Here is a 22383-nt window from a genome sequence, read left to right as displayed (position 1 = left end):
AGGGTTCACCAGCGGTCTCCGATCGGGTTGGGGAACGGCAGGTAACCGGCGTCCCGGTCGGCGGCCCGGCGCCAGCGCACCAGCAGGTTGGCCTTGACCGGCAGCGGCACGCCGGCGAGCAGGGCGCGGAGCCGGGGCGGGTCACCGAGCCGGGCGGACGTCTCCACGACCACCTCGCGCAGCGTCGCCCACAGCTTCGCCTCGACCCCGGGATGGGCGTCGGCCAGGGCACCGGCCAACTCGACGAGATGGTTGACGAAGAGGCAGTAGCTGACCCGGTTGAACGCCTGCTCGGGGTCGTAGCCGATCGCCGCCGGCAGCCCGGCGAGCCAGTCGGCCCGGCGATCGAGGTCGAGCTTGACGCCCTCCAGGTCGCGCAGCAGCATCCTGACCGGCCAACGGTCGGCGTTCAGCACCGCGACGACGTTCTGCAGGTGCGCCTCGTGCACCACGCCGTGCGTCCACCAGAGTTCGAGCACGGCCGGGACCAGCAGCCGGGTGTAGGCGTTCCACCAACCGACCGGATCGGCCACGGTCAGCGGCCCGGCGGCCAGGGCGGCGGCGATCAGCGGCGTCTCGCCGTCGGCCAGGTGCGGGCGCAGGCCACCCCGGAGGATCACCCCGAACGTCTCGTCCAGCACCGGCAGGTCGACCGTCCGGTACGCGGGTTCGGGCAGCAGCACCACGCCGGCCGGCAGGGGAAGTTCGGCGAGCAGTCGGGTGAGCGCCACCGCTCCGGTGAGTTCGTACCGGGCGTTCTTGCGCAGGCAGTTGGTGATCCGTACGTGCAGGCTCGTCTTCACGAACAGGTCGGCACGGGGCGCGTAGAGGGTGCGTACGCTCGCCGTCGGGCGCAGGGTGGCGCCGGTGACGCCGAGGTCGCGCAGGCGCGGGTCGAGCGGTCCGGACAGCTCGTACTGCCACGGGTGCACCGGCAGTACGGCGTACCCGGCCGGTGCCGCCGGTGGATCGAGTACGCCGATCAGCTCGTCGAACGGCCCGTCGGAGGCGAGCAGCGACCGGGGTACGGCGATCCAGCGCAGCCGTACGCTGGTGCGCAGTTCGGGCGCGTACGTGTTCCACGCCTCGACGTCCCCGGTCCGCCACTTCGGTGCCGGATGCCGGGGGTGCCCGCGGACGAGGGACTGCTCCGAGTCCACATAGGAGTCGATCACCACGTCCCCGGTCGGGTCCGGGTCGGCGGTCGGACGCAGCCGGAGCACCCGGTCCAGCGCATCCCGGCTGGCCACCACCTGCCCGGTGAACTCCTCGTTCGGCACTCCGGTACGCAGGGTCAGTTCGTCGGCGACGAGCGCCGCGAGCCCGGCCGCGTCGACCGGCGACCACGTCCCGCCGAAGAGCCGCTGCACCGGTCCCTCGTAGCGGTGCGCCCCCACCTCCGACACCCGGCCCACCGCACAGCGCAGCAGTACGGCGCTGCGGGGCAGCCGTACCAGGGCGTGCCCGTCGGCGAGGTTGGTCTGCCGTTCCGGGCCGGCGACCTCCCGGGCGACGCAGCCGAGCAACGTGTGTGTGCTGGCGACGTCGGCCGCGGATCGGGACAGTGCGGCGGTCATCGACTGCTCCTTGGGACGACGAGGCCGGCCGGGACGGCGATCACCGGTCGGACCGCAGGTAGTTGGGGCCGGTGCGCAGGTAGTACTTGTTGATGTCGGCACAACCGGTGCGCTGTTTGGGTAGCAGCGTGCCGGCGGTGACCATCGCCTTGATGGGCAGGCGGCCGGCCGTCAGGACGCGTTCGGTGAGCAGGTCGGCGGCGGCGGTCACGTCCCAGCCGACCAGTCCGGCCGGGCCGGCGGCCCAGCGGTCCCGGGTGGCGACCAGGCGGGTCCGTAGCGCGGTGCCCGGCGCCGGCACCGGCACGCCCCGCTCGGCGAGCGCGCGCAGCGGCGCCGCCGCGGCCAGGTGCAGGGTGATCGTGGTGAAGACGTCGGCCAACTCGGTCGGATCCGTGATCCACATCCGCGCGTCGGACAGTTCCGGACCGGTCCGCCGGGCCAGCCTGGCACCGTCGTTGTCCTTGTAGAGCAGCCGCAGACCGCCCCCGGTGGTGACCGGGTCGAGGACCAGGTGGATGTTCTGCTGGTGCGCCTCCAGTGCGATCCCGTGCCGCAGCCAGAGATAGCCGTGCCAGTCGATCAGCAGGTCCAGATAGGACTCCAGCAGCGCTCCCGGGTCCGGCCCGCCGACCCGTTGCGCGACCGTTCCCGCGTCGGGGTCCTCGGCGGCCAGGGCGGCGACGGGTACCACCTGGTGACCGGCCAACTCGCTCGGATAGCGGCGGAGCAGGAACGACCGGACGTCGTTCCCGGCATGCCCGTAGCAGCTCTCGTCGGCGTGCAGGATCCGACCCGCGAACGCCGGTTCGGCGGCGGCGATCCCGGCCAGCAACCGGTGCAGCTCGGCGCCGTCGACCAGGGTGCCGGGAGCGATCGTCCGGATGTTGCGGGCGCCGAGCGTCGCCGTCGCCAGGGGCAGCTTCAGATGCGTGTACGGGTCGTCCACCAGCGACACCGTCCGGGTCGACAGGGTCGGCTGGACGAGGATCTCGGGTCCGTTCGCGCGTACCGGCAGGCTCAGCCGGTCGGCGGTGATCGGATGCACCGGCAGCAGCACGGTCTCCGGCGTACCGGCCGCAGGCCACCAGGAGGGCAGGGCACCGGAGAGGGTCACCTCGGCACGCGGCACCGGCAGCCAGCACAGGGCGAAGCGGGGGGCGTGCTCCGGGGCGTACCCGAGCAGGTCCGTGCTGCCGAGACCGTGCCGGCACCGGCTGGTCGGATAGACCGGATGGTCGGTACGGGCGGCGAGGACGTCGTCGAGCAACGCGCCCGCCATCCCGGTCAGGCTGTGGTGACTGGTCGGGCTGTGCTGACCGGCCGGGCCGCCCGGTACGGCGCCCTGCCGCGCGGCGAGGAGTTCGGCGTACACCCGGGGGCGGGTCTGTGCGGCGAGCCGCCGCGCGGCGAGGTCGTGCCGGCACTCGGCGCGGAACGCGAGCCAGCCCGCCTCGGCCTCCGGGTCGTCGGTCGGGGCGAGGACGTCCAGCAGCCCGTCGAGGGTGCCGACCAGCCGTCCCGGTCCGGTGCCGTCCTCGACCACGAACTCCGGCCGGGCCGTGCGCAGATCGTGCTGGAATCCGTCGGGCCGGACCGGCAGGCGCAGCCGGGCGGCGCCGGTACGGGTCAGCCACCAGCCGTCGCCATCGGGCCGACCGTTGCTGGCCAGGCCGAGATGGTCCTCGCGGAGCAGCGCGTCGAGCACCCGCTGGAAGACCTCCCGCTCGGCGTCGGTGCTCCCGCTCATTCCGGGCTCCTTCGGTGCCGCCCGCTCATTCGCGGATCTCCCAGCGCAGCGCGGCCCGGAAGTCCCGCAGGGCATGGGCGACCGTTCCCTGATCGGGGCCGATGGCGTGCAGGGCGGCCAGGTAGTCGCGGTTCGTCCGGGTCAGCGGTGCGGTGACCCCGATCGGGCGCAGCGGCCGGCAGCCGAGCCGGACGCCGGACGGGTCGCGCGTGTCGACCCTGCCGGGAGCGGCCAGCAGAGTGCCCGGGCGGTCGGCGCAGACGTACTCGACCCGGGCGTGCCGGGCCAGGGTCGCGGGGTCGGGCAGGGGCGGCGGCGTCGTGCCGGCGTGCACCCCGATGACGTACTCGAAGAGCGGCACGTCCAACAGTTCGGCGAGGACCAGGTCCATCCGGTCGCCGATCAGCCGGTAGTTCACCTCGACGAGCCGGGCCCGACCGTCGGCGACGACGAACTCGGTGTGACAGGCACCGAGGCCGACGCCGAGCGCGTCGAGCTGGGCCCGTACCTGGTCGAGCACTGGCGGCGGTAGCTCCGGTGCCCATTCGAGGCTGGCCTCGATGAACGTCGGTGGTGGACCGAGGCCGGTCCGCCAGGCGCCGAGTACCGCGACGCCGGTGCCGTCGCCAAGGGTTTCCAGGGTGTGCAGCTCGCCGGTGAGGTACTCCTCGACCAGCAGCGGCAGGTCGGGGCGTCGGGCACGGATCTCGGCGACCCGAGCGCGCAGCTCGGCCGGGTCGCCGACCAGGTAGACGTCCTCGCTCGCCACGCCCTCCCGGGGTTTGACCACCGCCGGGAACGGCACGCTCGCGGCGAGGTCGGGGTCGTCGTCCGGGCCGAGGGCCACCGAGGCCACCGTGTCCAGCCCGGCGGCGGCGATGGTGCGCCGGGTCAGTCGCTTGTCCTTGGCCCGCAGGGTCGCCCGCCAGTCCTTGCCGGGCAGTCCGAGGTACTGGGCGGCGAGGGCGGTGGGAGTCTGTAGGTGGTCGCTGTTGGAGAGCAGGGCCGTGGGCGGGTCTCCCCGGTACACCGCGTCGAGTACGGCGCGCACGTCGCGTACGTCGGCTCCGGCCACCTCCGCGCCGGCCGGCCCGCCCGGTAGCGCCGGCCAGGCTCCGGGTTGATCGGTCAGCACCGTCACCGGCAGCCCGAGGCGGTCTGCCGCCGGCAGGAAGCCGTCGAGTACCGAGTCGGTGGGATTGAGCGCGGTCAGGTAGAGCCGCACGGATGAGCCTCCTCCGGCGCTGCCGCCCGGATGCCCGGCGCGTCGACCCGGGCCCGGGCGGCAGCGGCGGTCCGCTGGGTGTCTACTTCGCGGGGTCGACCTGGAAGGTCTGCGCGATGTCGTCGAGGACGAAGTGTGCGCCCTGGACCGAGACAGAGGTCATCCACAGCTCGTCCTTGACCTCGTACAGGTGCTTGGCCTGTACCGCCGAGAGCCGGGTCCACAGCGGGTTGGCCTCGAACTTCTCCTTGTAGCTCTCCCCGCCCGAGTAGGTGGTGACGAAGACGTGGTCGCCGTCGGCCAGCTCGATCTGTTCCTCGCTGATCTCGGTGGCGAAGGTGTCCTTCTCCTGCGAGGCGGGACGCTTCAGCCCGGCGTCGGCCAGGATGATGCCGATGAACGAGGCCTTCGCCATCAGCCGGGTCGGGCCGTCCACGAACCGGACCACCGAGATGGCGGGGTTGCCGGCCTTGGCGTTGACCTCGTCGCCGATCTTCTTGGCCCGCGCCTCGTAGGCGGAGAGCTGCTGCGCGGCCAGGGTCTCCTCGCCGAGGGCCTGGGCCAGCAGGGTGATGTTGGCCTTCCAGGTCGGTCCGGTGGTCTCGACGAAGACGGTGGGGGCAATCTTGGAGAGCTTGTCGTACAGCGCGTCGTGCCGGACGGTCGCCGAGACGATCAGGTCGGGCCGGAGCGAGGCGATCAGTTCGAGGTTCGGGTTGTCCAGCGGGCCGATGTCCTTGGTGTCCTTGACGGCGTCGCCCAGGTAGTCCGGGAACGTCTTCTGGTTCCGGTAGCTGGCGATGCCGCCGACCAGCGGCCGACCGAGCAGGACGACCGCCTCCACCAGGCTGTTGTCCAGCGCCACGATCCGCTGTGGCTTGGCCTTGATCTCGGTGCTGCCCTTGTGGTGGGTCACCGTACGCGGGAAACCGGCGTCCGCGGCGGCGTTGGCCGTGCCGGTGTCGGACCCTTCCGGCGAGTTCGACGAGCCGCAGGCCGACAGCCCGACGGCCAGGGCCAGCCCGGTCAGGCCGGCGGCGAGCCGGAAGGCCGTGCCGCGACCGCGCGCGAATCGACGCATGAAATCCTCATCTCTTACTAAGGTAAGGCTCTCCTACTTCGCAGTTAGGTTAGCCTTGCTTGCCGGGGAAACAAAACTCGTTCCGACGGAGAGTCGCCGACGGAGAATGCGAAGTCGATCACTTGTCATCGCTGGTCAGCGCCGAGGACGACCCTCCGGTACGACGATCGGCGTACCGGCCACCGGGCAGGTGATGATCCTGCAGTCGAGACCGAACACCTCACGTACCAGCTCCGGGGTCACCACCTCGGAGGGCGGCCCGGCCGCCACCACGCTGCCGGCCCGCATCGCGACCAGATGGTCGGCGTACCGGCACGCCTGGTTCAGGTCGTGCAGCACCATCACCACCGTGGTGCCGTCCCGGTGGTTCAACTCGGCGACCAGCTCCAGCACGTCCACCTGGTACGCCAGGTCCAGATAGGTCGTCGGCTCGTCCAGCAGCAGTACCCGGGTGTCCTGGGCCAGCGCGAGGGCGATCCAGACCCGCTGCCGCTGGCCGCCGGAGAGCTCGTCGAGACTCCGGTCCGCCAACTCGGTGGTACCGGTGGCGGCGAGCGCCTCCTCGACGATCTGCTCGTCGGCCCGGGACCACTGCCGCCACCAGTGCTGATGCGGCGTACGGCCCCGGGACACCAGGTCCCGTACCGTGATCCCGTCCGGCGCGATCGGCGACTGCGGCAACAGCGCCAACCGACGCGCCAGCTCCCGACTCGACAACCCGGCGATCGGCTCGCCCTCGAGCAGCACCGTTCCGGCGGCCGGCGCGAGCAGCCGGGCGAGCGCCCGCAACGCCGTCGACTTCCCGCACGCGTTCGGCCCCACCAGCGCGCTGACCTTCCCGGCCGGCACCTCGATGTCCAGCCCCTCGGCCACCACCCGGTCGCCATAGGCCAGCCGGAGATCGCTGCCCAGCAACGTCGTCATTGCATCCTCCAGGTGGGGTGTAAGGAAGGGCCCCTTCTTATCGTTTTCTGTAGAAGAAGGGCCCCCTCTTAACACCTCAGGTATCCGGTTCATCAGCCGGCTCGGCCGATGCGGTTCGCGCGGGTGAGCAGCCACATCAGGTAGGGGGCGCCTACCGCGCCGGTGACGACGCCGACCGGTAGCTCGATCGGCGCGAGCAGCAGCCGGGCGGCCAGATCGGCGCCGAGCATCAGCGTCGCGCCGACGCAGCCGCTGGTCAGCAACGGCAGGTTCGCGGTGCCGGTGAGCCGGCGGGCGATCTGCGGCGCGGCGAGCGCCACGAACCCGATCGGGCCGGCCGCGGCGGTGGCCACCGCCGTCAGGACGACCGAGGCGAGCAGCAGCGCCACCCGGGCCCGGTCCACCGGCAGTCCCAGTGCCCGCGCGGTGTCGTCGCCGTACTGGAGCAACTGGTACGGCCGGATCAGCGCGAGTACCACGGGCAGCGTTACCAGCAGGGCCAGCCCGGCCCACCGGGCGTGCTCGAAACCGCGTCCGTTCAGACTGCCGGTCAGCCACACCATCGCCCGGGACGCCTCGTTGATGTCGGCGCGGGCCAGCAGCCAACTGGTCAGCGCGCCGAGCGCACCCTGCACGCCGATCCCCACCAGTACGAGCCGGAAGCCGGTGATCGCGCCGTCCCGGAACGCCATCGCGTAGATCACTCCGGCGGCGGCCAGCGCTCCGACCAGCGCCCCGAGCGGCACACTCGCGTACGACCCGGCCCCTGCCGCCGTCACGCCGCCGATCAGGATCGCGGCCACCCCGCCGGTGCTCGCCCCGGCGGAGATGCCGATCAGGTCCGGGCTGGCCAGCGGGTTGCGGGTGACCGCCTGCATCAGTGCCCCGGCCAACCCGAACGCGAAGCCGACCAGCAGGCCGGTGAGGGCCCGGGGCAGCCGCAGTTCGCGCACGATCAGGGTCGCGTCGGCGCCACCGGTACCGGTCAGGGCGCGGACCACGTCACCGGCCGGGATCGGGAACTCGCCGATCGAGACCGAGGCGACCAGTCCGGCGGCGGCGATCGCCAGCACGACGGCGAGCACCCCGAGCACCCGGAGACGGGCGATCCCGCCGAACCGGGCCACCTCCCAGCCGATCCGGCCGCGTTGCCGTGGTACCCGCCGGCCGGTCGGAACCGTACCGGGTGCACCGGTCGGTCGTGTGCTGGTCGGTTGTGTGCTGCTCGGTTGTGTACTGGTCGGTTGTGTACTGGTCGGCTGATCGGGGAGCCGGAGGCTCATCGGGTCTGCTCCCGGAACCTGCCGCGCTTGACCAGCATGATCAGGAACGGCGCGCCGATCAACGCGGTCACCACCCCGGCCTGTACCTCGCCGGGATGGTCGAGCAGTCGCCCGAGGGTGTCGGCGCCGAGCAGCAGCGCCGCACCGGCGAGCCCGGCACCGGGTAGCAGCCAGCGCAGGTCGGGACCGGTGAAGGTCCGGACCAGGTGTGGCACGACCAGCCCGACGAAGGTCACCGGCCCGGCGGCGGCAACCGCCGCACCGGTCAGCAGTACGACGGCGACGGCACCCAGCAGGCGGGTCACCCCGACCCGTACGCCGAGGGAGCCGGCCAGCTCGTCACCGAGCGCGAGCGCGTTCATCCAGGGAACGATGATCGCGGTGAGCAGCAGCGCGGCGAGGACGAACGGACTGAGTTGGAGGGCGAGCGCGCCGTCACGGCCGGCGAGCGAGCCGACCGCCCAGAACCGGTACTGGTCCAGGGTCCGTACGTCGAGCAGCACCAGGGCGTGGGTGAGGCTCATCAGCAGCGCGGTGACCGCTGCTCCGGCCAGGGCGAGCTTGACCGGGGAGGCACCACCGCTGCGCGCCGAAGCCCGGGCCGCACCCCCGATGGCGTAGACGAGCGCGCCCGCCAGGGCCGCTCCGATGAACGCGAACCAGACGTACTGGTAGGGCGAGGTCAGGCCGAAGACTCCGATGCTGGTCGCGACGGAGAGGGCGGCGCCGGCCGAGACACCGAGCAGCCCCGGGTCGCCGAGCGGGTTACGGGTCAACTCCTGGGCCAGGGTGCCGGCCACCCCCAGGGCGATCCCGACCAGCAGCCCCAGCAGCGTACGCGGGAAGCGGAGTTCGGCGACCAGCAGCGCGTCACCGCTTCGGTCACCGGTCAACGCCCGCAGGGCCTCGCCAGGGGGCACGTTCTTGGCGCCGATGAGTACGCTCGCCAGGCAGGCGAGCGCGACGGCGGCAAACAGCACCAGCACGATCCCGGTACGCCGGGCGGCCGTACTCCGGGCCGGTCCTGGTGGCGCCTGGCCCGGCGGCGCAGGTTCGCTGAGGGTTAGGGGCACCTAAGTAAGATAAGCCACGCCTAAGCTGCAGCTCAGCGGGGTGTCGACGGCGAAACGATCACGACCGGCGGGCACCCCCGTTGTCGGGGTGCCCGCCGGTCGTGATCGTGTCGGGAATCAGGGCCGGAACGCGTCCTTGGTGTCACGGGCGGCGTCACCGACGTGGTCACCGGCCTGCTTGACGTTGGCCTCGGTCTGCTCGGTCGCGCCCTCGGCCTGAAGCCGCTCGTTGTCGGTCGCGTCCCCGACCTTCTCCTTGGCCATCCCGGCGACTTCCTCGACCTTGTGCCGGATCTTGTCTCCTAAGCCCATCGTGTCCTCCAGGTGTTGCCGAGATACCGTCCGCACCTCGCTGACCTGTTACTTGCCCGATGACTGGCTCGGCGAAACAGATTGGGGCACCTATCGGCGCCCCTGCCAGCAGAGATTGGCATAACCGCCGAACTGGGGGGTAGCCAGCGCCGTCGGCAGTCCGCCGGCACGGTATTGAGCTGAGGGGCCTGTGATGACGCAAAAAGCAAGTGCCGCCTCGACCGGCGACGGCCACGGGTCGAAGACCCAGGTCGCTCGGCAGGGGGCCACCGAGGCTGGTCAGCGGGTTTCCCAGGCGGGCAGCGGGTTGGCGCACAACGCGGCGGACCGGGGCAAGGACGTCGCCGCGGAGGCTGGCCGGCAGGCCCAGGACCTGATGAACCAGGCCACGGCCCAACTCAAGGAACAGGCCGGGGCGCAGCAACAGCGCGCGGCCGACGGTCTTCGAACGCTCGGCGACCAGTTGCGCGCGATGTCCGATCGCGCCGATCAACCGAGCGTCGCCACCGACCTGGTACGCCAGGCATCCGACCGGGTCCAACGGGCGGCACACTGGCTCGACGAGCGGGAACCCGGGGCGGTGATGGGCGAGGTACGCGACTACGCCCGCCGTCGGCCGGGAATCTTCCTCGCCGGGGCGGCCGTCGCCGGGATACTGGCCGGCAGACTCACCAAGAGTCGAGGTGGGATGCAGGAGAGCGGCGACGGTCAGCACCCGTCCGGCCAGCCGGATGGAATGCGCGGCCAGCCGCAGAGTATGCACGGGCAGCCGCAGACCGGTCCGCCGAATCCGGGCACGCTGCCCGACGCGGAAGCTGGGCAACGACCCGGGGCGGGCGTTGACGGGCGGGCACCTGGGGTGCCGCGGTGAGCGCTGCGACGGGCGGGATGGGAGCGAGCCGGGAGCGGGACCCCTCCCAGGCATCGATCGGTGAGCTGCTCACCTCGATCACCCGCGACACGTCGACGCTGGTCCGCCAGGAGATCGAGCTGGCCAAGGTGGAACTGCGGCAGGAGGTGCGTACCGCGGGAAAGGTCGCCGGGATGTTCGGCGGTGCCGCCCTGGGCGCGCTCATGGTGCTGCTGTTCCTGTCGTACGCCCTGTGGTGGGGCCTGTCGAATGTGATGGATCAGGGCTGGGCCGCGTTGATCGTCGCGGTGGTCTGGGCGCTGATCGCCGCGGTGTTGGTCTCGGTGGCACGGCGACAGGCACGCGGTCTGAAAGCCCTGCCGCAGACAGCCGATTCGGTCCGGCGCGTACCAAACGCCGTCCGGGGGCAGGCACATCGTCAAACGGGGGGACAGTGATGAGTAGCGATCCGAGTCAGATCCGGGCCAACATCGAGAGCACCCAGGACGACCTGGGCAACAATGTCAACGCGCTGACCGACAGGATGAACCCACGGAACATGGCGCGCCGGCAGGCCTCGCAGGCCCGCGGCAAGGCCCGTGGCACCTGGCAACGGCTCCGGGACACCGTGATGGGTACGGCCTCGCACGCCAGGGACAACGTCATGGGTACGACCTCACACGCTAAAGACAGCGTCACGGGCACCGCCTCGCACGCCCGGGACAACATCATGGGTACGGCCCAGCACGCTCGGGAAGGGGCCCAGCACGCCCGCGACGCCTCCCAGGCCCGACTGTCGTCCGCTTCTTCCGCTGCTGGCGAGCGGATGCACGCGGTGGGTGACCAGGCCCGGCGGCAGACGGAGGGCCACCCGCTCGCCGCGGGTCTGGTCGCCTTCGGACTCGGTGTCCTCGCCTCCGCACTGCTGCCCGCCTCCCAGCCCGAACGCCGGATGGCCGGACAGCTCCGGAACAAGATGGCGGAACACTCCGATCAGATCGACCAGGTCAAGCAGCAGGCCACCGGAATGGCCCGGCAGACGCAGGAGAATCTCCGCGAGCCGGCCCAGCGGGCCGCGGAATCGGTCAAGTCCAAGGCCAGCCAGCACGCGGGCGGTATGCGTGACCAGGCACGCTCTTCGGCACAGGAGGTGCGCGGGCAGGCGCAGGAGACGGCGGGTGAGCTACGCCGCCGTTGACCAGCTGACCGTCGTACGACGCCCGCCGCTCCGGCTGATGCCCTGGCGGCGGGCGTCGTACGCGCTGCCGGCCGGTCGAGGGGCGGCTCGGCGGGACCTCCTCCGATAGGCTGCCGACGATCAGTTGCGGCCGGCGGCGCCGCTGCGGGTGGCAGCCGGGGGAGGCGTCGATGTCCTGGCCGGACGGTGGGCCGTGGCTGGTGGCCGTGACCTCGACGAGCGTGGACTGGGAGGTGGCCGCGGCCGCGCTCTGCGTCGCCTCGGCGGGACGTACGGCGGTGCTCCGGATCGTCGTGGCGGGGCCCGGCCACGGGATCGCGGGCGACGGTTCCGACGACACCGCTGACGGGACAGCCGACGACGGGGCAGCCGACGACGGGGCAGCCGACGACGGGGCAGCCGACGACGGGGCAGCCGACGACGGACGGAGCCGGGGCCACTCGGGAGCGCTGCTGCTGCACGACAACCTCGACACGTACGTCGAGGTGGCGGCCGGTGGCGTCGACGGGCTGCTGGTGGCCGACGTCGTCGGACTCGTCCAGGCCCTGACCCGGACCCATGAGCTGGTGCTGGTCGGTGGTGGGCACGGCCTCGCCGTACCGCTGGGTTGCGGCGGCTGGACCCTCGCGGACCTCGCCTGGGCGCTGCCGGCGCCGGTCGTGCTGCTGACCGGTCCCGGTCCGGACGCGGTCAACCACACCACACTGGCCCTCGAGGTCCTGACCGGTCGCGGTATCACCGCCTCGGTCGTCGCGCTCGGCCCGGAGGAGTTCGGCGCGCTGCCGGTCACGCTGGCGGGCCGGATCCCGGCAGACGCGGCCGACCGGCCGGAGCGTTTCCGCGCGGAGGCGGCGGGTTGGCTCGACCCGCTGCTGCACGCCACCCGGGGCCGGCCGGCGACCCGCGGCGGCGCCCCGGCCGCCGCCACCGCCGTCCCGGCGGGCGAGGATGCCGCCGCGACCACGTCCATGGCTGGCCACGCGACGAGGTCCCCGGTCCCGCTGGACCGGGCGACCGCGAGATCGACCGTCAGCGGCAAGCGGGTGCTGGTCGTCCTGCTCGCGGTCTTCCTGGTGTCGCTGCTGCTGCTCTGCGGCCTGACCCTGGCCACCGGTCAGCCCACCCAGACAGCCGAGGTACGGATCTTCTCCAATTCGGCGCGGGTGAACACCGGACACCCGGTGCCGACCGGCCACGTCGTTCCCGAGCCGGTCCCGACGGTGCGCCCGTCCCGGCCGCCGGCAACGATCGCCTGCCCGCAGTACGCCGGAAAGGTGGTCGCCGCCGAGCCTGACCGGGCAACCACGGCGCGGGTCGACGCCGTGTGGAACCGGATCGAACGCTGGTTGGCCGCGAAGGCACCGCGGACCCGAGGCACGCTGCGACCGCCGGCGTCCCGGGCCCGGATCGCCGCGTCGCAGACCCGGATGTCGGTCGCCTTTCCGGCCGACCTGGTCGCGTCGCTGCGCCGTCACGACGGTGCGACCGCGGTCGACGGCTTCGACCTGCCGCCCTTCTACCGACTGCTGACCCTCGAGGAGATGGTGCTCGACTGGGAGATCACCTGTTCGGTGTTGGCGAGCGACGCACCGGACGACGAATGGTGGCACCGGTCCTTCGTGCCGTTCGCGTCGGCTGGCGACGGTGGCTGTCTGCTGGTGGACCAGCGGCCCAGCGGGCACGGCCGGGTGGGCGAGTTCTATCCGGAGGACGGCACGGGCTTCGACGACTGGCCGGCGTCGATCACGGAGCTTCTGGAGGGCGTGGCGAGGTCGCTGGAGACCGGCGAACCCTACGCGGGGCGGTACCGCCCCACCGTCGACGCCGAACGCCGGCTCGACTGGGCCATCGAGATGTCGCGCTGATTTCCGCAGCGGGGCTGGGAACCACCCGAGCCAGGTGACCCGCGCGGATGGGGACCACGCAGATCGCCCGGCTCCGGAGCACGGGCGGCTCAGCCGGCCGTTCCGGAACCGCCCGGCGTCCGGAAGTCCGTCAGCCGCTGCCGGGCGACGAGTTCGACGGTGGCGGCGATGGCGACCGCCTCCACGGCGAGCAGCGCGACGAGGATGAGCAGTTGGGTGGCGCCGGCCTGTACCGGGCCGGCGCCACCGAGCAGAACTCCGACGAACGCGCCGGGCAGGGTGACGAGGCCGACCGTACGGGTCTGGTCGAGGGCGGGGATGAGCGCGTGCCCGGCGGACGACCGGCAGACCTCCATCGCGGCGTCCCGGTCACTCAGGCCGAGGGCCAGGCCCGCCTCGTACTCGCCGCGCCGGTTCCGTAACTCGTCGAATGCCCGCCGACCCGCCAGGCTGGTGGCCGTCATCGCCCCGCCGATCAGGATCCCGGCCGTGGGAAGTACGGCCAACGGGGTCGGCGGGACGGCGCGGGTGGCGAGCAGCAGGGTGAGCGCCGGGGTGATCCCGAGCCCGATGGGTAGCAGGGTGGCCCAGCCGACTCGCCCGGTGGAGAGCGGGGCGGACCAGTCGATCCGTCGACCGGTCACCCGTCCGGCGGAGGTGCCGGCCGCCACGACGTACATCACGCCGACGAAGGCGACGGTGGACCACCAGGAGCCGAGGACCAGCAGGATGATCGCGGAGACGGCGGCGAGCTGGACGGCGGCGCGGGCGGACGCGCCGAGCACCGCCCGACCGGGGCCGAGCCGTGCCCACCCGACGACGCCCGCGCCGAGCAGCGCCAGCGCGGCCAGTACGGCGAAGAGCGTCGGCCCGATACTGATCGAGGTGTGTCCGCTGATCGAGGTGTGGTCCACCGACGGACCGTCAGTCCTCGGTCGAGGTCATCTCACAGGGCCTCTTGTTGATCATGCACGACGTCGGCGCCGAGTCGAAAAGCGACCCGTCGACCCGGAACCGCACCTGGACCGAGCCGCCCGCCGCTACCCGACGGGTGGTCTCGTCCGGCACGAAGGTCCAGGCGTTACCGTCCCGGCTGGTCGTGGCTCCGGACACCTCGCCGATGGCCTGCGTCGACCTGGGCAGCGTGATGACCAGGGTCCAACCGGTGACCGACCCGGGGCCGGGATTGCTGATCGCCACCGAGGCGGTGTAGTTGAGCAGCGTCGCCCCCTCGGACGCGTACCGGGCGGCGAGGGTGGGCGGCGGCGGTGCGGGCGGCTTTGGCGCCGGCGGTCGCGACCGGTCGCGGGGCCCGGTGGACGACTCCGGCGACGGCAGGGCGAGCGGCGACGACGCCGGTGGGGTCGCGCTGCCCTCGGCGTCTTCCGGTCCGCCCCCGGGGCTCCCCTCGGCGGCGGGGGTCGGCGGCGGCGCCACGCCCAGCGGGGCGAGCTGATCCGGTGTCCGCAGCAGCGAGGTGACGAGGAATCCGGTACCGATGACCGCAACCAGCGCCGCGGCGACGATCACGGTCACCAGGACCCGGTCCCCGCGCCGGACCGGCAGTGCACGGGCGACCCGGCGGATCAGACCGCGGACCGCCGCCACCGCGGCGAGCAGCACGTCGAGTACGGCGACCGGCAACGTACGCGCTGGCCGTTGTCGAACCTTGGTCACGTGTCATCCCTTCGCTGCACTCCGGCGCCACGTCCCGCCCCCGGGACGGCCGGCACCGGGTTCAGAGCGCCCGCAGCCCCGCGAGCACCGCTTCCAGCAGGTCTTCCGAGGGGGCGTCCAGCACCGGCGGCTCGTGGGTCTCGATCAGCCCCGCCTCCAGCAGGTCGCCGAGCAACACCCGGACAGTACCCACGGGCAGGTCCAGCGCGGCGGCTATCTCGGCCACCGAGAGCGGCCGACGGCAGGAGACGAGGATCTCGGACTGTTCCGGCGTCAGGTCGGACCGTTCCGGTGCCGGCCATCTGGACACGACCAGGGAGATCAGGTCGAACTGTCCCCGGATCGGCTGCGTCCTGCCCCGCGTCATCGCGTACGGGCGGACCACCGGCCCGGCGTCCTGGTCGTACCAGGCGTCGTCGCTGCGACCGCCTCCACCGGTGCGCACCGCGCATCACCCCCCGGTCAGGTCATCGGCCGGTACCGGAAAGGTCGGCAGGTGCGAGTCCGCCCGGCCCGCGGCCAGCGCCACTTCGTAGGCCATCTCGTCCACGTCGGCGTCCCCGGCGAACCGGACGGCGAGGATCGCACCGCCCCGGGTCGCGGCGACGAACAGGAACGCCTTGTGCATCTGCACGATGACCTGACGTACCCCGCCGGGGCCGGAGTGCCGGGCGGCGGCCTGGGAGAGCGCCTGTAGGCCGGCGACCACACTGGAGAGCTGATCGGCGAGTTCGCGGCCGACCCCCCGGGAGACGCCGAGCAACAGCCCGTCGGGGGAGAGCGCCACGGCATGTTCGGCCGCCGAGACCCGGTCCACGAACTCGTCGAGTATCCGGACCAGGTTATCCGTCGTGACCACTGCGTGAGTCACCTGTCGTCCTCTCGCTGCTTTCGGGTTGGTCGTCGATGGGCGTCGGCATGGACACCGGCAGCTCCATCGTCACCGACCAGTCGGTTTCGGCGGGCCGTACCGGCGCGCCGTTCGGGTGCGGGTTGGCCGCCCGGGTGGTGGCGGCGGCCGCGTTGCCCTCGTGGGGCCGGCGGACCCGCACCGGAAGGGCCGGAGGCGCGGCGCCCGGACGCGCCGCGCCACCCGGTCGGCCCACTGCGCTGTCGGCCGGCCGTGCTGTCGGGGTGGCGCCGCCCGGGGTGCTCTCCGGGCCGGACACGGGTGTGTCGACCAGCAGGCTATCGGGGACGAGCACGATCGCGGTCGTGCCGCCCCGGGCCCCGGCGGTCATCTCGACCGTGACGCCGTGCCGCCGGGCGAGCCGGCCGACGACGTAGAGCCCCACCGAGCCGCCGAGGGGTGCGGTGGTGGGCGTGTCCCGGATCAGCTCGTTGACGGCGTCCAACTCGGCCGGGCCGCGGCCCGCGCCGTCGTCGCTGACCGTGATCACCGCGGCGCCGTCCCGGAACTCGCCGCTGATCCGGACCGTGGTGGTCGGTGGCGATCCGGCGAGGGCGGCCTCGACGACCTCGGCGAGCAGGTGGATCAGGTCCGGCAGGGCCCGGCCCGCCACCGACCCCGACCAGTGCGGGGCCACCAGCACGCGCGGGTAGTCCGACGCCTCGGCCACCGCGCCGCGTACGACGTCGACGAGCGGTACCGGCCGCCGCCAGCGTCGCCCGGGAGTGCCGCCGGAGAGGCTGATCATCTGCTCGACGTTGCGCCGGATGCGGGTGGCGAGGTGGTCGAGTTGGAACAGTTCGGCCAGCTCGTCGGTGTCCGTCTCCCGGCGCTCCATCGCGTCGAGCAGGCCGATCTGCCGGTGCAGCAGGCTCTGGTTGTCCCGGGTCAGCCGCACGAAGACCTCCCGGATGCGCTGGAGCGCGGCCAGCCGCGACGCGATCTGGGTGGCCCGTTCCGTCACGCGCTCGGCCTCCGCCTGCCGCCGACCGGTCTGGGCCACCAACTGCTCCCGTTGCGTCGCCAGCCGCTTTCGCTGGGCCGACAACTGGGCGGCCTGGGCGGTCAGGCGCGCGGTCCGTTCCCGCTGCGCGGCCAGCTCGGCCGTCAGCCGGTCCCGGGCGGTGCCCAGGGCCGCATGCTCCGCGCCCAACTGATCGAGCCGCCCGACCACGCGTCGGGTGGTCCGGATCGTCAGCATGGCCGCGGCCAACACCGTGACGAGCCCGAGACCGCCGACCAGACCGGCCCGGGCGACGACGCCGACCGCGCCCGGTGTGGCCCGGTCGACGCTGTGCCGTACCCCGCTGGCGACGAGGTTGCGCAGCTCGGACAGGGCCGGATCGGTCGCCGCCTGCCACCCTGCCGGCTGGACCCGGAGGCTCCCCGCGCTCCGGCCGGCGGCGAGCAGTTCCGCTTCGAGGGCGTGCAGCGTTCCGAAGACCGGTCCGGTGACCAGTCGGTCGTAGTCGGCCCGCTCGGCGGACGGCAGCCCGGCCGCCGCCTCGGTGCGGGCGAACCGCGCCACGGCGACGAGGTCGACCAGTTGCCGGTGTTCCGCCTCGGTCAACCGGGTCGCGGCGAGCGCCCCGGCCACCAGGGCGTCCTCCCGGGCGAGCAGTTCCGCGGCCCGGGCCAGGGCGACGAGGGACCGGGTCTCCTCGATCAGGTCGGTCCGCCGGCTGGCCCACTGTGAGCCGTACACGGCGAAGCCGGCGTCGATGATCTGCCCGTACGACGTGGCGGCGGTGGCCCGGTCGGCCGTGCCGCCGTCGACGGTGTCCCGGAGCGGCCGGACCGCGTCGAGCCGGCGGACCAGTTCGGCCGCCCGCTCCCGGACCGTGCCGACGGTGAGCAGCCGGAGGTCGCTGTCGCCGGCGAACCGGCGCAGTGCCCCGATCGCGGCGTCGGTCCGGTTCCGCGCCTCGGCCAGGGCGGCCTGGTGCCGGCCCGGGGCACCCAGCTCCACCATGGTCAGTCGGCGTTCCGTCTGGAGTCCGAGGATCAGTGCCTCGGCCGGCTGGCCGAGCTGCGTGCCGAGGGTGCGGACGGCGAGCAGGTCCATCGCCTCGCGGGCGGTCAGGAAGGCGGCGTATCCCCAGAGCAGGGCCAGCACCAGCAGCAGGGCGCTCGCCTTCTCCACCATCCGGGTGGGGTTGGCCCCGGTCGTCGGCCGGTTCGCCGGTCCGCCGTCGCCGTCCGGCCGGTTCACCGGACCGGGCCCGCCGGAACCGTTCGCCCGGCCGGAACCGTAAGCCCCGGCGGCTCCGTCCGCCGCTCCGGTGCCGTCGGTCGTCCCGGTGCCGTCGGTCGTTCCGGTGCCGTCGGTCGTTCCGGTGCCGTCGGTCGTCCCGGGCCCGTTCGCCGTGCCGGGCCGGCTCCTCCGGCCCGCGCCGTCCGCGCCGTCCGTTCCCTTCGCCCGGTCGTTGCCGGCGCTGCCGAACACCCGCCCGATCGTGGTCGCCCGGCGCAGCCCGGCCCGCAGCGCGGCCGTACGCCGCACCGCCGGGCTCACCGCGTCGTCCGTTCTGGCCAGGGCGTTCCGCCCGGCCGACCGCCGGACCGCTCCTCGACGATGGTCCGCAGCCGGGCCAGCAACTCGCTGCGGTTCGCGCAGTTGAGCCGTTGCCGCATCCGCGCCACGTGGTGCTCGACGGTCTTGGCCGAGATGAACAGCCGATCGCCGATCTGCTTGTAGGTCAGGCCGGAGAGCACCAGTTCGGCGACCTCCCGCTCGCGCTCGCTGAGCCGGTCCTCGGCCGGTACGGCGATCGCGTCCGCGACCTGGGGTGCGCCGGGGCCGGTCGGTCGGGTCGTACCCTTGGCGCCGGCCGGGCGTCCCTGGAGCATCCGCGCGCAGTCCAGCAGGGTGGTCATCGCCCGCCGGTCCGACGTCCGGATGGCGGCCTGCCCGGCGAGTCGGGCCCCGTCCCAGCACAGTCCGATCCCGTGCAGGCCCCGGGCCGCGGCCTCCACCCGGACCGGGTCGACCACACCACGCAGCACCTCGACCCAGCTCTGTCCGGCGGCGGCCACCACCGACGCGTACGGGGTGTGGCCGGTGGTCGCGGCCAGTGCCGCAACATGCTCGTCGGCGGCGTTCGGCCGGTCGGCCAGGATCGCCGCGTGCAGGCAGCTCCAGTGCAGCGGCGTGGACCACAGTGGAGGGTCGCCGAGCAGGGCCAGCAGGTTCCGGGCCTCGCCGAGGTACGGCGCGAGCCGGTCCAGCTCGCCGAGCCGGGCCGCGGCGATGGCGAACTCGCCCAGTGGCAGCAGCGTGAACAGGTCCACTGGATGCCGTACCACCGCCTCCCGGGCCCGCTCCCAGCCGCGTTGCAGGGCCGGAAGGTCGCTGTTGCGGCGGGCGATGCCCAGCTCCAGCGCGGTGGCGAAGAGCAGGTCGCGGGACTCCAACGGCAGTCCGCCGGCGGTCACCGTCGCCAGTTGCCGCCCGGCCTCGGCGGCCCGGCCACGCACCATCAGCAGCCAGGTCTGCAACAGTCGGTGCCGGCGGGCCATCAGGGCCGCACCGAGTCCGGCCGAGGCGGCCCGGTCGAGCGCCCGCTCGCCGATGTCCAACTCGCCGCAGTGCAGCGCGACCAGCGCGGCGAGCACCGCCGGGCTCTCCGGCAGCAGCACCGACCGCCCGGCCGGTTCGAGCAGCGCGGACGCCTGCACCAGGGTGGACAGGGCGGCGGTGGGTGGACCGGACAGCGTCTCCCGCAGCCCTCTGGCCATCAACAGCGCGGCACTGGCGAGCAGGGTCGGCGGGCCGTCCCTCGGCGGGTCGGCCAGGACCTGGTCGAGTTGCTCCGACCGGCCGGTACCGACCGCACCGATCGCCGCGAACGCGACCGACGCGGGCGTACCCGACCAGCGGTAGAGCTCGACGGCGCGGTCGGTGTGGCCACGGTGCACGAGCGCGGTCGCGGCGACCGCCGCCCCGTCCGCGCGGTGCGGCGAGTCGGGCGTGGAGATCAGCCGGTCGGCCAGCCGCAGCGCGGAGTCGAGGTCGGCGGAGAGCGCGGCCGCCATGGCGCGGCGGGCCGCCGCCGGTCGACCGGCGGCCTCGGCCACGGCGAAGAGCCGGGCCGCGAGTGCCGGCTCGTCCGCCAGCGCCTCGTCCCCGGCCGCCTCCGCGATGCCGGCCGGACAACTGCCGCCGAACCCGCCGTCGAGCATCGAACGGACCAGCGGAAGCACCCGGCCGCCGCGTTGGAGCTGGAGTTCCGCGAGGCGCCGCCAGACCGCGGCCCGCTGGCTCGCCGGGCTCAGCGCGACGATGGCGCGCCGAACGATCGGCGCGAGCCGGTCGTCCGGGCCGAGCAGCCCGGCGGCGCGCGCCGCGGCCAACGGCTCGTCCAACTCGTCCGGGTGCCGGGACAGCAGCGCGCCGAGCAGGTCGGTCGGCAGGGTCACCCCGGCGGACATCGCGAGCAGCAGCCGGCGTACCTCGATGTCCAGGCTCTCCAGCTCGGGTGCGAACTGGAGCAGTACCGACCGGGGGATCTCGAAGGGCGGTCCGGCGGGTGCCGGGCCGCCGCCGGCCGGGCGGTCGGTGCTGGGCCGGTCGCCCCGGACCTGCCGGCGGTCACCCGGCCGCAGCGCCCGGGCGAGCCACTCGACGAACCGGGGTACGCCCGCGGTCTGCTCGTGTACCAGCCGGACGTTGGCCGCCGAGACCGCCGTCCCGTACGCCGTGCTCAGGTACGCGGCCGTGCGCTGCTCGGTGAACGGGCCGAGCGGTACCGGCGGCCCGCCCCGGTGCAGCAGTTCCGCCAGGTCCACCAGCCCGGCCGGCCGGGGCCAGGGCCGGAACGCGACCGCCAGCCGGACCCGGCCGGTCTCGGCCAGCCGGCGCAGTTCGGTCAGCGCGGCGGCGTCGAGCAGGTGTGCGTCGTCGACGAGCAGGGCCTGGCTCGGATCGTCGGGGTTCGTCAGGTCCCGCCAGTTGTCGAGCACCGCGATTCCGGCCTGCTGGTAGCCGTGTCGCAACCGGGCCAGCAGGGCGGTCTTGCCGTGCCCGCCGCTGGCCTGCACGGCGGTGCTCAACGGCGCCTGCGGATCGGCCTCCACCCGGGCCAGGAACGCCATGGTCTGCTCGTCGAGCACGAGCGGGGCTTCGGTGTCGGTGCGCAGCATCAACGGGGACCTCACCGTACCGGCCCGATCGAACCCGCGACGGTCAGCGCGTCGGGCCCGACGGTGACGCTGAGCAGGGCGGCGAGGCCGATCGCCAGGACCGCCAGCGCGACCGTCATGGTGCCGCGCCCGGACGCGAGGCGGGACAGCGCCCGCATCGGCATCTCCAACGGGGTGATCCGGATCGGTGGCCGGGGTGGCAGTTGGGTCCGCTCCTCGTCGTACCGGCCCGGCTCGCGGCCGGATCCGTCGGGCTGTTGACCGGACCGGCCCCGCTGTCGCCGGGCCGGCGGATCGCCGCGCCGGAATCCCGGCCGGGGCGGTCGCATCACGGGTGGCCGGGGCGGCGGCCGGTTGCCGCGTTGGTGGTCCAGGATCTGGCAGCCGGCCAGTGCCGCACCGGAGGCGACGGTGAGCTGCGGATCGGCCTCGACCTCGACCGGCACCGGGAACCGTTCGGCCACCAGTTCCCGGACCAGCGGGATCCGGGCCGACCCGCCGGCCAGCAGGACGCCGTCGAGCTGGTCCGGGGCCAGGCCGCAGGTGCGCACCGTACGGAGCAGTTCGTCCACGGTCATCGCCACGGCGGGTCGGATCAGGTCCTCGAACTCGGCCCGGGTCACCGGCACCCGGGTGTGCCGGCGCGGCAACCGGACCGCCACGTCCACGCTGCCGGCGACGGTCAGCGTCGTCTTGGCCCGCCGGCACTCGCGGCGCAGGTCGAGCAGCGCCTGCCGGACCAGCGGGTCGGTCAGGTCGGACAGTTCCTTGCCCAGGCTGGTACGGACGTGCTCGACCAGCGCCTCGTCGAAGTCGGCCCCGCCGAGCGGCTCGGTGTCGGACCGGGCGGCCCGCAGTTCGAAGCCGAGCGGCTGGGCCCGGTCGACCACCGCGGCTTCGAAGCTGTGGCCGCCGAGGGTGTAGACCGCGAGAGTCCGGCCGGTGAAGCCGTGCGCGGCGTGACTGGCGGCCGCGACCACCGGGGTGGGCAGCAGCGTGACGTCGGTCAGGCCGGCGTCCCAGAGCGCCTCGGAGAGCAGGTGCCGACGGTGGCCGCCCCAGCTCGCCGGATGGCGCAGGACGATCCACTCGGGACGCTCGCCCTCCTGGTCCACCACGCGTTCGACCACCCACATCGCCAGCATGGCGGTGAGCGCCTGCGCCGAGCACGCCTCGCCGCCCACCAGCAGCGGTACGTCGTCGCCGACCCGGCCCGTGAACCCGCGGGCGATCCAGCCGCTGTCGATCTGCCCGTGGTACTCGTCGGGGTCGTCGACGGTGATCGACCGGTTGCTGGACATCAGCAGTACGGACGGCACGGTGTGGTCGACCGCGCCCAACCGGACGGGTTCGGGCGGATCCCAGGCGTTGCCCCGGAGCCGGACGACGGCGGCAGCCGTTGCGGTGCTGCCGATGTCGATTCCGAGGACGTAGGGCATCCGACCATTCCTTCACCGCGAGTCATTGTCCCGGGACGGCGCGTAGGACGATGCCGCCCCACCGGGGACCGGCCCGG

The 22383-nt window shown here is 73.4% G+C and carries 19 protein-coding genes; 4 read left to right on the top strand and 15 right to left on the bottom strand.

Features of this window, described 5'->3' with window-relative positions; all coding sequences use genetic code 11:
* Positions 1-5: 5 nt before the first annotated feature.
* The 8 genes from ACFP2T_RS00515 to ACFP2T_RS00480 form a co-directional block, all read right to left on the bottom strand.
* Positions 6-1577 (bottom strand): IucA/IucC family protein, encoded by a 1572-nt coding sequence (locus ACFP2T_RS00515; RefSeq protein WP_377416083.1) that lies wholly within the window; start codon positions 1575-1577, stop codon positions 6-8.
* A 40-nt stretch (positions 1578-1617) separates the two neighbouring features.
* A complete protein-coding gene (locus ACFP2T_RS00510; protein ID WP_377416081.1) occupies positions 1618-3327 on the bottom strand; it encodes an IucA/IucC family protein in 1710 nt (569 codons plus the stop codon).
* 25 nt (positions 3328-3352) lie between these two features.
* Positions 3353-4552 carry an ATP-grasp domain-containing protein gene (locus ACFP2T_RS00505; protein ID WP_377416079.1) on the bottom strand — a complete coding sequence of 400 codons (1200 nt, stop codon included), beginning with the start codon at positions 4550-4552 and terminating at the stop codon, positions 3353-3355.
* A gap of 82 nt (positions 4553-4634) precedes the next feature.
* Positions 4635-5633 (bottom strand): ABC transporter substrate-binding protein, encoded by a 999-nt coding sequence (locus ACFP2T_RS00500; protein WP_377416077.1) that lies wholly within the window; start codon positions 5631-5633, stop codon positions 4635-4637.
* A gap of 135 nt (positions 5634-5768) precedes the next feature.
* On the bottom strand, positions 5769-6557 hold the full coding sequence (locus ACFP2T_RS00495; RefSeq protein WP_377416075.1) for an ABC transporter ATP-binding protein: 789 nt from the start codon (positions 6555-6557) through the stop codon (positions 5769-5771).
* A 92-nt stretch (positions 6558-6649) separates the two neighbouring features.
* Positions 6650-7840 (bottom strand): FecCD family ABC transporter permease, encoded by a 1191-nt coding sequence (locus tag ACFP2T_RS00490; protein WP_377416073.1) that lies wholly within the window; start codon positions 7838-7840, stop codon positions 6650-6652.
* Positions 7837-8913: a FecCD family ABC transporter permease gene (locus ACFP2T_RS00485; RefSeq protein WP_377416071.1), complete on the bottom strand. Its 1077-nt coding sequence runs from the start codon at positions 8911-8913 to the stop codon at positions 7837-7839. The genes ACFP2T_RS00490 and ACFP2T_RS00485 overlap by 4 nt, the downstream gene beginning before the upstream one ends.
* Before the next feature lie 117 nt (positions 8914-9030).
* A complete protein-coding gene (locus ACFP2T_RS00480) occupies positions 9031-9225 on the bottom strand; it encodes a CsbD family protein (protein WP_377416069.1) in 195 nt (64 codons plus the stop codon).
* 193 nt (positions 9226-9418) lie between these two features.
* Here ACFP2T_RS00480 and ACFP2T_RS00475 point away from each other — a divergent pair, with 193 nt between their 5' ends.
* The 4 genes from ACFP2T_RS00475 to ACFP2T_RS00460 all read left to right on the top strand — a co-directional run bounded on the left by ACFP2T_RS00475 (position 9419) and on the right by ACFP2T_RS00460 (position 13138).
* Entirely contained in the window at positions 9419-10096 is a 678-nt protein-coding gene (locus ACFP2T_RS00475; RefSeq protein WP_377416067.1) for a hypothetical protein, read from the top strand.
* Positions 10093-10533: a phage holin family protein gene (locus ACFP2T_RS00470; protein WP_377416065.1), complete on the top strand. Its 441-nt coding sequence runs from the start codon at positions 10093-10095 to the stop codon at positions 10531-10533. The genes ACFP2T_RS00475 and ACFP2T_RS00470 overlap by 4 nt, the downstream gene beginning before the upstream one ends.
* Positions 10533-11273 (top strand): DUF3618 domain-containing protein, encoded by a 741-nt coding sequence (locus tag ACFP2T_RS00465; protein ID WP_377416063.1) that lies wholly within the window; start codon positions 10533-10535, stop codon positions 11271-11273. Before ACFP2T_RS00470 ends, ACFP2T_RS00465 begins: the two co-directional genes overlap by 1 nt.
* A gap of 170 nt (positions 11274-11443) precedes the next feature.
* On the top strand, positions 11444-13138 hold the full coding sequence (locus ACFP2T_RS00460) for an SMI1/KNR4 family protein (protein ID WP_377416061.1): 1695 nt from the start codon (positions 11444-11446) through the stop codon (positions 13136-13138).
* A gap of 89 nt (positions 13139-13227) precedes the next feature.
* Here ACFP2T_RS00460 and ACFP2T_RS00455 read toward each other — a convergent pair whose 3' ends face one another.
* The 7 genes from ACFP2T_RS00455 to ACFP2T_RS00425 all read right to left on the bottom strand — a co-directional run bounded on the left by ACFP2T_RS00455 (position 13228) and on the right by ACFP2T_RS00425 (position 22306).
* Positions 13228-14052 (bottom strand): ABC transporter permease, encoded by an 825-nt coding sequence (locus ACFP2T_RS00455; RefSeq protein ID WP_377416059.1) that lies wholly within the window; start codon positions 14050-14052, stop codon positions 13228-13230.
* A gap of 10 nt (positions 14053-14062) precedes the next feature.
* Complete coding sequence (locus ACFP2T_RS00450) at positions 14063-14815, bottom strand: cellulose binding domain-containing protein (protein WP_377416057.1); 753 nt, start codon at positions 14813-14815, stop codon at positions 14063-14065.
* A gap of 61 nt (positions 14816-14876) precedes the next feature.
* The gene (locus ACFP2T_RS00445; RefSeq protein ID WP_377416055.1) at positions 14877-15260 is read right to left on the bottom strand and encodes a DUF742 domain-containing protein; all 384 of its coding nucleotides are present in this window, start codon (positions 15258-15260) and stop codon (positions 14877-14879) included.
* A gap of 6 nt (positions 15261-15266) precedes the next feature.
* Complete coding sequence (locus tag ACFP2T_RS00440) at positions 15267-15674, bottom strand: roadblock/LC7 domain-containing protein (protein ID WP_377416053.1); 408 nt, start codon at positions 15672-15674, stop codon at positions 15267-15269.
* On the bottom strand, positions 15658-18240 hold the full coding sequence (locus ACFP2T_RS00435) for a sensor histidine kinase (protein ID WP_377416051.1): 2583 nt from the start codon (positions 18238-18240) through the stop codon (positions 15658-15660). The genes ACFP2T_RS00440 and ACFP2T_RS00435 overlap by 17 nt, the downstream gene beginning before the upstream one ends.
* A complete protein-coding gene (locus ACFP2T_RS00430; protein WP_377416049.1) occupies positions 18237-20867 on the bottom strand; it encodes a helix-turn-helix transcriptional regulator in 2631 nt (876 codons plus the stop codon). Before ACFP2T_RS00430 ends, ACFP2T_RS00435 begins: the two co-directional genes overlap by 4 nt.
* 11 nt (positions 20868-20878) lie before the next feature.
* Positions 20879-22306 (bottom strand): Hsp70 family protein, encoded by a 1428-nt coding sequence (locus ACFP2T_RS00425; RefSeq protein WP_377416047.1) that lies wholly within the window; start codon positions 22304-22306, stop codon positions 20879-20881.
* Positions 22307-22383 lie beyond the last annotated feature (77 nt).

The organism is Plantactinospora solaniradicis (genome assembly GCF_042658085.1).
Lineage (GTDB): Bacteria > Actinomycetota > Actinomycetes > Mycobacteriales > Micromonosporaceae > Plantactinospora > Plantactinospora solaniradicis.
The sequence above is the reverse complement of the archived record's forward strand: the minus strand, read 5'-3'. Positions and strand labels throughout refer to the sequence as shown.

Coding starts and splice junctions, on each gene's coding strand:
- ACFP2T_RS00460 (WP_377416061.1), top strand. CDS start 11,444: ATGTCCTGGCCGGACGGTGGGCCGTGGCTGGTGGCCGTGACCTCGACG.
- ACFP2T_RS00495 (WP_377416075.1), bottom strand. CDS start 6,557: ATGACGACGTTGCTGGGCAGCGATCTCCGGCTGGCCTATGGCGACCGG.
- ACFP2T_RS00480 (WP_377416069.1), bottom strand. CDS start 9,225: ATGGGCTTAGGAGACAAGATCCGGCACAAGGTCGAGGAAGTCGCCGGG.
- ACFP2T_RS00515 (WP_377416083.1), bottom strand. CDS start 1,577: ATGACCGCCGCACTGTCCCGATCCGCGGCCGACGTCGCCAGCACACAC.
- ACFP2T_RS00465 (WP_377416063.1), top strand. CDS start 10,533: ATGAGTAGCGATCCGAGTCAGATCCGGGCCAACATCGAGAGCACCCAG.
- ACFP2T_RS00430 (WP_377416049.1), bottom strand. CDS start 20,867: ATGCTGCGCACCGACACCGAAGCCCCGCTCGTGCTCGACGAGCAGACC.
- ACFP2T_RS00475 (WP_377416067.1), top strand. CDS start 9,419: ATGACGCAAAAAGCAAGTGCCGCCTCGACCGGCGACGGCCACGGGTCG.
- ACFP2T_RS00510 (WP_377416081.1), bottom strand. CDS start 3,327: ATGAGCGGGAGCACCGACGCCGAGCGGGAGGTCTTCCAGCGGGTGCTC.
- ACFP2T_RS00425 (WP_377416047.1), bottom strand. CDS start 22,306: ATGCCCTACGTCCTCGGAATCGACATCGGCAGCACCGCAACGGCTGCC.
- ACFP2T_RS00490 (WP_377416073.1), bottom strand. CDS start 7,840: ATGAGCCTCCGGCTCCCCGATCAGCCGACCAGTACACAACCGACCAGT.
- ACFP2T_RS00500 (WP_377416077.1), bottom strand. CDS start 5,633: ATGCGTCGATTCGCGCGCGGTCGCGGCACGGCCTTCCGGCTCGCCGCC.